The sequence below is a fragment of the Paenibacillus sp. Y568 genome (genome assembly GCF_059445545.1).
In genome coordinates this window covers 121,265-129,538 of sequence record NZ_JCAIUM010000016.1, presented here as the reverse complement: position 1 = coordinate 129,538, position 8,274 = coordinate 121,265, and the positions used below count along the sequence as shown (strand labels likewise).

Here is an 8,274-nt window from a genome sequence, read left to right as displayed (position 1 = left end):
CATGGATGCAGAAAACCTCCATTACTTTGAAAAAGCACCGGTAGCAAAAGCTGTCGCTCACTTCGCTGTACCGATGATGCTAGGCACGTCAATGAGTGTCATATATTCCATCTTGAATGCCTACTTCCTTGGTACACTGGGCAATACGGCCATGTTAACCGCACTCGCATTAACCTTGCCGTTATTCGCAGCTATTATGGCGATAGGCAACTTGATTGGTATGGGTAGCGGTACATTCATCTCCCGTTTGCTGGGAGAGAAAAAATATAACGATGTAAAACATGTGTCTTCATTTGCCTTTTACAGTAGTTTAGTTCTTGGTCTTATCTTGATGGCCGTCGGCCTTCTATTTATCGATTCAATCGTACATGGCCTGGGAGCGACGCCTGACTCCTTCGCTTTCACGAAGGATTATGTCACGATAATGCTTATGGGTTCACCCATCGTCGTATTATTCTTCACACTGGAGAATATCGTGCGCTCGGAGGGTGCAGCCATCACGTCGATGATCGGTATGATTCTCAGTGTTATCGTAAATATCATTCTCGATGCGCTAGTCATCTTCGTCTTCCATTGGGACGTGATCGGCGTTGCATCAGCTACGGTCATTTCTAACTTGGTTGCGTGTGTATTTTTTGCCTTCCATATCAGAACTAAGAGTCAATTCCTAACCATTTCCGTAAAATGGTTCAAGGCTACCAAGAACATTCTAAGCAATGTATTCAAAATCGGAGTTCCCGTCTTTATTATGAGTATCTTCTTGGGTGCAATGTCGCTTATCTTTAACCATTTCCTTGTCGAATATGGGAATCAGGCCGTAGCCGCTTACGGAATATCATCACGTTTATTACAATTTCCTGAGTTTATACTGATGGGTTTATGCGAGGGTGTCGTGCCAATGATTGCCTTCTCTTTTACAGCGAATAAATTACGAATGAAGCATACCATTGGATTCACGATCAAGACGATTGTAGCCTTAGCCTTCGTGTTCGGCATCATCGTCTATCTGATCTCCGACCACTTAATTGGATTATTTACGAATGACCCGCAATTAATCGAAATGGGCAGCTACATTCTGCATGTAACGTTCTTATCCTTGTTCATTACAGGAATGACCACGTTGTTTACGGGCATCTTCCAAGCCACAGGACAAGGAACCGCCGCATTTATCATGTCCATTATTCAAGGAATCACATTGATTCCTGTGCTGTATCTCGCCAATCGAATGAATGGCTTTCACGGGGTGGTCTGGTCGATCGTCATAGCGGATGCCGTCGCGTTCCTTGTTGGAGCCCTCATTCTGTATGCTCTGCGGAACAAATTACAACCGGATCTGGATAGTTTGGTACAATAGAAAATATATAATAGGCAAAAAGGCAGGATAAGGGGGAATAAGGGCACTCCTCGATCCTGCCCTTTTTCGGTACCTGTTCGTATTCAGATGTTGCAAACCAGATAGCCTTCGATTTCATTCGCAGAGGGTAATTTGTCTAGATTTCGGCTGTATTTGTAACGTACAAATGTTGAATATAGAGTATGTGGATAACATATAAGTAACAGATAATTAAACTATTAAAATTAGGAGGGATTTTAATTTTATGAAATGGCACTCCGAACTCGATGTTGTAGTCGTTGGTAGCGGGGCAGGCGGAATTGTATCAGCAATTACAGCGTCACGCAACGGGTTAAACACATTGATTATTGAAAAGGGTGCTAAGTGGGGCGGCTCTTCAGCGCTTTCAGGTGGTGGGTTGTGGATTCCTAACAACCATGTATCGAAAAAGGCCGGATTACAGGATAGTGAAGAAGAAGCTTTAATGTACATGCAAGAAGTTATTAAAGATGTTGGACCGGCATCTACTTATGAACGCAAAGTTGCCTATGTAAAAAACGGACATGAAATGGTGAAATTTTTAGAGGATCTCGGCATGAAATGGGTAGCTGCCCCCCTTTATCCAGACTATTATCCTGAGAAACCCGGAGGAAAAATAGGTCGATCCATTGAAGGGGAAATCTTTGATTCCCGTGTATTAGGTGAATATGAACAGACCTTGCGCACTGGCGAAATCAAACCTCCGATCCCACTCTATTCAGGTAAAGTAGCATCCTTACCTAAAGCATTTACGAATGCAAAAGATTTTAATACCGTGGTCGGCATGTTTTTAAATGGCTTTAAACATAAATTGAAAGGCGCTCATGCTACTTCAATAGGTGCAGGTCTAGTAAGTCAATTACTCAAAATTGCATTAGATCACCAAATACCACTATGGCTCTCAACGCCATTAAAAGATTTAATCATTGAAGAAGACAACGTCGTAGGCATCGAAGTTGAAAAAGATGGGCAACCACATTTCATTAAGTGTAAGGCTGTTATTTTAGCAGGCGGCGGCTTTGAGCGAAATCCTGAATTAAGAAAAAAATATCATAATATCAGTTCAGATTGGACGTCAGCAAGTGAAAGTAATACGGGAGATATGCTTTTAATTGCGCAAAAACATCAGTTAGATACGGCACTCTTAGATGATGCTTGGTGGGGACCAACGGCGATTGGCGCGAATGGCACAAGAAAATTCCTGGTTTACGAACGTTCTATGCCACACTCCATCATTGTTGATAGAACTGGAGTTAGATATTTCAATGAATCTGAATCATACGTGGATGCTGGTCATGCCATTTTTGAACAGCAAGAAAAGAACGGAAAAGCCATTCACTCTTGGCTCGTCTTAGAAAGCCGTAATCGAAATAAATATTTATTCGGAGATATGCTTCCTCATAGAACTCCCAAAAAGGAAATTAAAAGCGGTTTCTTAATTAAAGCAGATACAATTGAAGAATTAGCGCAACAATGTCAGATTGACTACGACGGATTAAAAGGAACGATCGATAAATTTAATCAGTTTGCAAAAAATGGAACAGATCAAGATTTTGGACGCGGAAATTCTGATTATGATAACTATTACGGCGATCCAACTTACAAAAATCCAAATTTAGGCGCTATTGAGAAACCTCCATTTTATGCGGTCAAAATTTATCCTGGTGATTTAGGAACTAAAGGCGGAATTGTGGCAAATGAACATGGTCAGGCATTACGTAATGGTCAACCCATCACAGGTCTTTATGCTACAGGGAACTGCTCGGCATCCGTTATGGGGCATGTATATCCTGGTCCAGGTTCGACCATTGGACCTACAACTGTATTCGGATACATATCCGCAAATCACATCAGCAAAACACTTATTAATTCAAAAGATTTACATTAGAATATAACCATAAGAGAAAGGCTATCTCTTTGAAAGAAATAGCCTTTCCTAAAGTCACGTAAATCTTCCATCTGCTGATAAGTCTTCAACCATTAAGAATGATTCGCTTCTTTACTACTTCGAGCATTTTTCTCATAACGGTATGCAAACCAAGTCGCCAATAAAGAACCCGAAATGTTATGCCATACGCTGAATATTGCACTCGGAACGGCTGCAACAGGATTGAAATGTGCGGATGCCAATGTGGCCCCAAGACCCGAGTTCTGCATTCCTGTCTCGAACAGAATGGCTTTGCGCTTGCTAGTGTTCATACGGAACAATTTGGCAAATGAATAGCCTAATACATAGCCAAGAAGATTATGCAAAATAACGACTGCAAATATCAGCATGCCACTTTCAATAATTTGGGCTTTGCTGCCCCCTACCACAATTGCCACAATCACGATAATAGCAAGTGTTGATACAAGCGGAAGTACTTGAACACTGGCTTCAGCTTGTTTTTTGAATAATGCCTTTACGATAACACCGAGAATAATAGGAACAATAACGACCATTAGAATGTCCTTAATGAGTGCTCCCCCATCAATAGGCATCCATTGTCCTGCAAGTAAACTAATTAATGCTGGCGTAGCCAATGGAGCAATTATCGTGGATACCGAAGCGATGGATACACCCAGCGCAACATCTCCTTTTGCTAGCAACGTCATTACGTTAGAAGACGTACCGCTCGGACAACAACCGACAAGAATAACACCTACTGCGATATCTGGTGGTAAATTTAGCACGAGAGCCAACACATAAGCAAGTAGCGGCATAATTATGAAATGGCCAACAACACCAATCAACACTTCTAGCGGTCGACGAAATACTTCACGAAAGTCAGCAGCGGACAAGGTTAGTCCCATCCCAAACATGACAATCCCAAGAAAAAAAGAAATGTACCCCTTTAAAGGGATAAAGAGATCAGGTATAAAAAAACCTAAACAAGCAAATAGAATGACCCATAGCGAAAATGTTCTTCCTACCAAACCACTAACCTTTGAAATTGCATTCATTTTACTGAGCCCCACTTCTACTGTAATATCTCGTTGTACGACAAATCCGACTATAATATTTCATTTTACGACAAACCCGATCAATAATCTATGGATTCCAATAATTACAAATTCTCTTTTTAGGAAGGCAGTTTGATATTTTCCTCGGTATGCTTCAGAAAAAATTAAAGCACCGAAATCAATAGGCCACTTCAATCTGCTTACACACTTTTAAAGATCGTTTCATATATTTGAATCATCTTTTTCTCAACACTAAATTGTCCTTGTTCGAGCTTCCATTTAACAATAAGCCCGATCGTTGCTGAAACATATGTATCCATTAATATTGCGATATCTTCATGTTTCTGTATTTCATTCTTATCTATTGCTTGTTGAAGTAAAGATAATGTTCGCTCACGCGGTAGAAAATACGTGGAAAAATGTCTTCCTTCCATTGCAAATTCCGCCATTAAAATATGGTACATTAAATCATAGCCAATGGTTTCTATCATCTTCCCATGAGCTAGTTGATAAGCTTTAAGTCTTTCATTCGGTGATTCAATGGATTCGTTGAATTCAATTATTTTAATTTTTTTTTCAAACCAATAAAGCAACAAATCGTTTTTACTTTGAAAATGGTGATAGAATGAACCTCTTGTTACACCGATTTTTTTACAGATCAAATTGATACTAGCATTGTCAAACCCATCCTTATAAAATAAATCGATTGCGAAATCACATAAGTCTTCTTTTGTTGTAATCACTAATAAATCCTCATTTCAAAAAAGCAAAGTATAAAATAACCTTAATTCAAGTTTATTTTATACTTTGTTTCGTTTTGTGTAAATTATTCGTTTCCAGCTTAATATTTTATTCTAGTATCGAAGGATCTTCCCATTGCAAAGGCATCTTCTTCCCTACCCCAGCTCCGGAATCGATCGGAATGACTGCACCACTAATGAAACGCGCTAGATCAGAAGCTAAAAATAATGCAAGATAGCCTACCTCTTTTGGATCACCTAAACGGCCATTGGCGCTTAAATACCCAACGACTTCTTGAATTTTTTCTTCCGGTGTATTGGTCCAGACCCCCGTTTTAAATGTTCCAGGGCATATCGCATTCACTGTAATATTATGCATTCCATATTCTAAGGCAGCCGTTTTGGTATAGCCAACAACACCATGTTTAGATGCCGTATAAAGGCCCATTCCCGCGTTACCTAAGATCCCGGCCATCGAAGCTATATTTATAATAAAGCCGCTTGAGGATTTTGATTTCAAAATGCCTTTAATACCATATTTCATACCTAAAAAGACACTCTTCAAATTGATCGCAGTCAGCCTTTCGTATTCCTCAAGCTCATATTCGTGAGTAGGGCGATAAGAAGCTGCAATTCCAGCGTTATTAACGATCCCATCTAACTTACCGAATTTCTCAATCGTTGTTGCTATTAATTTCACCATGTCTTCTTCGGAACTCACATCGGTTTTCACGAAGAACGTAGTACCACCATTCTGATTTAACTCATCAGCTAATGCGCTTCCTTTTTCCTCGTTTATATCTGCCATAACCACGTTCATGCCATTTTCAGCAAAAGTTTGTGCGATGGCTCTTCCGAGTCCATCCGCTGCACCTGTGACAATAACAACTTTCCCTTTAACGTTGAATAACGTTTCCATTGAATCCCCTCCTCATCAAAACATACACTTGTATGTTTTGATTATATGAACTACAATAATCGGTGTCAAGCCATTGGTGTCAATCCACTTTTTATCGGAGGGATTCTATGAATCGAGAAATGTTTGATTTCATCGTTGTAGGTGCCCGTATAAAGCCTCCTATCCTTCTGATCAATTCTATTTGTATTACTCTGGCATTACTCTGGCAATGAAAAGTGCTACCCGTACAATCAATCTGCTCATCCAGCACCTAGAGGACATCGTGTGTTTGCAAAGGGACCGAGTTACTCATTGAACATAATGAAGTGAAAGGCGTGCGTTTTACAGGTGTAAAAAACTACGAAAACGCGATTTATTTTCAATAAAGAAATGTTAGCCGAATACGATGTTAAAGATGCAGCAAATTTAATGCCTTTAGGTACGATCTATGATAATGGTAACGGCATTCAATTAGGTATTTCAGCTGGGGGAGCTACCGATCATATGCAAAATGTATCCGCATGGCGATTCTTCAGTCCACCTTCAGATTTTATTCGAGGCATTGCGGTAGATGGACAGGGTAAACGAATTATAAACGAAGATTTATACGGAGCTACCTTCTCAAAAAAATTAATCAAAGAACATCAAGGCGAATGTTATCTCATTGTTGACCGAGACATTTTCGAAGCTGCCAAACGTAATGGATTAAATAAATCTTTATCTTTCCAATCTTTACAACTACGATATCTATTTACAATGGGAACGTATAAGGCAGATTCGTTTACATCTTTAGCGAAAAAAACTCAAATAGATGAGCAATCATTAATAGAAACGATTGCCCAATATAACAATGCTATCGCATTAGGAAAGCCAGATCCGGTGCATAAAGCGAAAGAAATTTGTACGCCACTTATTCGTCCTCTCCATTTTATGCAGTGAAAATGAGTATTAAAAACTCACCGTTCTTCCCAACGCCTGGCTTAACTCTAGGCGGATTGAAGGTTGAGGAACATACAGGCGAAGTACTGAATGCATCCGATCAACCGATTGCAGGATTATATGCAGCGGGGAGAACAGCTGTTGGAATATGTTCAAATAGTTATATCAGTGGTTTGTCGTTAGCCGACGCCGTTTTCTCGGGTAGAAGGGCAGCAGGACATGTGGCGAGTAAAGTAAGCACTTAATGTAGCAACAAACTGCAATATCCTAACAGGATATTGCAGTTTGTTGGTTCGCAGAGCAGTAGCCCTTTCGCGAGCCTTTCAAACCTTCTCCATGCAGCCATTTGGGCGCATTCTCCCTACCCTTTAATCCTCAGGTAAGTTTCTTCATCCGAGACAACATACAATTTCGCACCTTCGGGTATAGGCTCGTTAAGCTTACGGTTAATACTGAGGTCGCTACGATCGGACAATAGGGTTGCACCTTGAAGAAGTAAGTCCTGAAAGGCTTCTCCATAGGTCTTCCACGCACGATTTAGTGGTATCTCATAAATGTCATCGCCATGCTGGCGACTCAGCAGTTGCGTAATCACATCAGAATTGCCCTCTTGCAGAGCGGATCGTACAGCAAGTCTAGAGATGGCATCATGAGAAAGTACGAACTCATTTACATTAACGTGTTTGAAATTCCGAATATTCTTCTCCTGCATGATTTCTACCGTCGTATGCACCTGCGGGGCGATGCGCTCAATACTAGAAACGATCAACAAAGATTTACCATCAATTAGAGAAGACTCATCAATACGTGTGTCACCAAATATAATTGCCGCCTTTGCCTCATGTATATTGGCTTTAAGAAGGATTTCATCGCTAGAGGCATCCCCACTAATAAAATGAACCTGATCCATATGTTCTAGTGGATGTTGTCCTATCTCATCAATAATTACGATGTGACATTTGGGTGAATAACACAGGATCTCATCTACAGCAGACTGTGCTTTTTTGCTCCAATTCATTAAAATAACATGATTCTCACCACGAAAATTCAATGTACCCGCTCCCCTCCTTCTCTGCACCTCTCCAATGGAGTCAATGACCTTACCGATGACTAAGCTCAACAGACCTATACCAAAGATATATAGAAATATCGTAAATACCTTACCCATGATCGTTGCTGCAAAATAGTCACCATACCCAACCGTAGCCATCGTTGTCATGACCCAGTAAAATGCATTGAACCAATTGTGAAAGGTATCTGGCTCAAGTACAAAAGCAATGGTTGCACTCAGAACAATGAAGAACAGAATCATTAGCCCGATGGCTCTTTTCCTTAACCGCATCAACTTCGTGGATACCCTTAGAATAAAATGCATCCGCCTA

The 8,274-nt window shown here is 40.4% G+C and carries 8 protein-coding genes; 4 read left to right on the top strand and 4 right to left on the bottom strand.

What is annotated here, in order from left to right:
- Position 1 precedes the first annotated feature (1 nt).
- Positions 2-1,354 carry an MATE family efflux transporter gene (locus AC1D7X_RS20165; protein ID WP_495457784.1) on the top strand — a complete coding sequence of 451 codons (1,353 nt, stop codon included), beginning with the start codon at positions 2-4 and terminating at the stop codon, positions 1,352-1,354.
- A gap of 244 nt (positions 1,355-1,598) precedes the next feature.
- Positions 1,599-3,260: an FAD-dependent oxidoreductase gene (locus AC1D7X_RS20160; protein ID WP_495476002.1), complete on the top strand. Its 1,662-nt coding sequence runs from the start codon at positions 1,599-1,601 to the stop codon at positions 3,258-3,260.
- A 92-nt stretch (positions 3,261-3,352) separates the two neighbouring features.
- Here AC1D7X_RS20160 and AC1D7X_RS20155 read toward each other — a convergent pair whose 3' ends face one another.
- The 3 genes from AC1D7X_RS20155 to AC1D7X_RS20145 all read right to left on the bottom strand — a co-directional run bounded on the left by AC1D7X_RS20155 (position 3,353) and on the right by AC1D7X_RS20145 (position 5,974).
- Positions 3,353-4,315, bottom strand: a complete 963-nt coding sequence (locus AC1D7X_RS20155) for a bile acid:sodium symporter family protein (RefSeq protein ID WP_495457778.1) — start codon at positions 4,313-4,315, stop codon at positions 3,353-3,355.
- Between the two features lie 200 nt (positions 4,316-4,515).
- Positions 4,516-5,058, bottom strand: a complete 543-nt coding sequence (locus tag AC1D7X_RS20150; RefSeq protein WP_495476001.1) for a TetR/AcrR family transcriptional regulator — start codon at positions 5,056-5,058, stop codon at positions 4,516-4,518.
- 106 nt (positions 5,059-5,164) lie between these two features.
- Positions 5,165-5,974, bottom strand: a complete 810-nt coding sequence (locus AC1D7X_RS20145; protein WP_495457776.1) for an SDR family NAD(P)-dependent oxidoreductase — start codon at positions 5,972-5,974, stop codon at positions 5,165-5,167.
- A gap of 408 nt (positions 5,975-6,382) precedes the next feature.
- Between AC1D7X_RS20145 and AC1D7X_RS20140 the strand changes: the two genes are divergently transcribed.
- Together AC1D7X_RS20140 and AC1D7X_RS20135 are read left to right on the top strand one after the other, a co-directional pair.
- Positions 6,383-6,892 carry a hypothetical protein gene (locus AC1D7X_RS20140; protein WP_495476000.1) on the top strand — a complete coding sequence of 170 codons (510 nt, stop codon included), beginning with the start codon at positions 6,383-6,385 and terminating at the stop codon, positions 6,890-6,892.
- Between the two features lie 2 nt (positions 6,893-6,894).
- Positions 6,895-7,137, top strand: a complete 243-nt coding sequence (locus AC1D7X_RS20135; RefSeq protein ID WP_495475999.1) for an FAD-binding protein — start codon at positions 6,895-6,897, stop codon at positions 7,135-7,137.
- Between the two features lie 116 nt (positions 7,138-7,253).
- Here AC1D7X_RS20135 and AC1D7X_RS20130 read toward each other — a convergent pair whose 3' ends face one another.
- Entirely contained in the window at positions 7,254-8,267 is a 1,014-nt protein-coding gene (locus AC1D7X_RS20130; protein WP_495457774.1) for a potassium channel family protein, read from the bottom strand.
- Positions 8,268-8,274 lie beyond the last annotated feature (7 nt).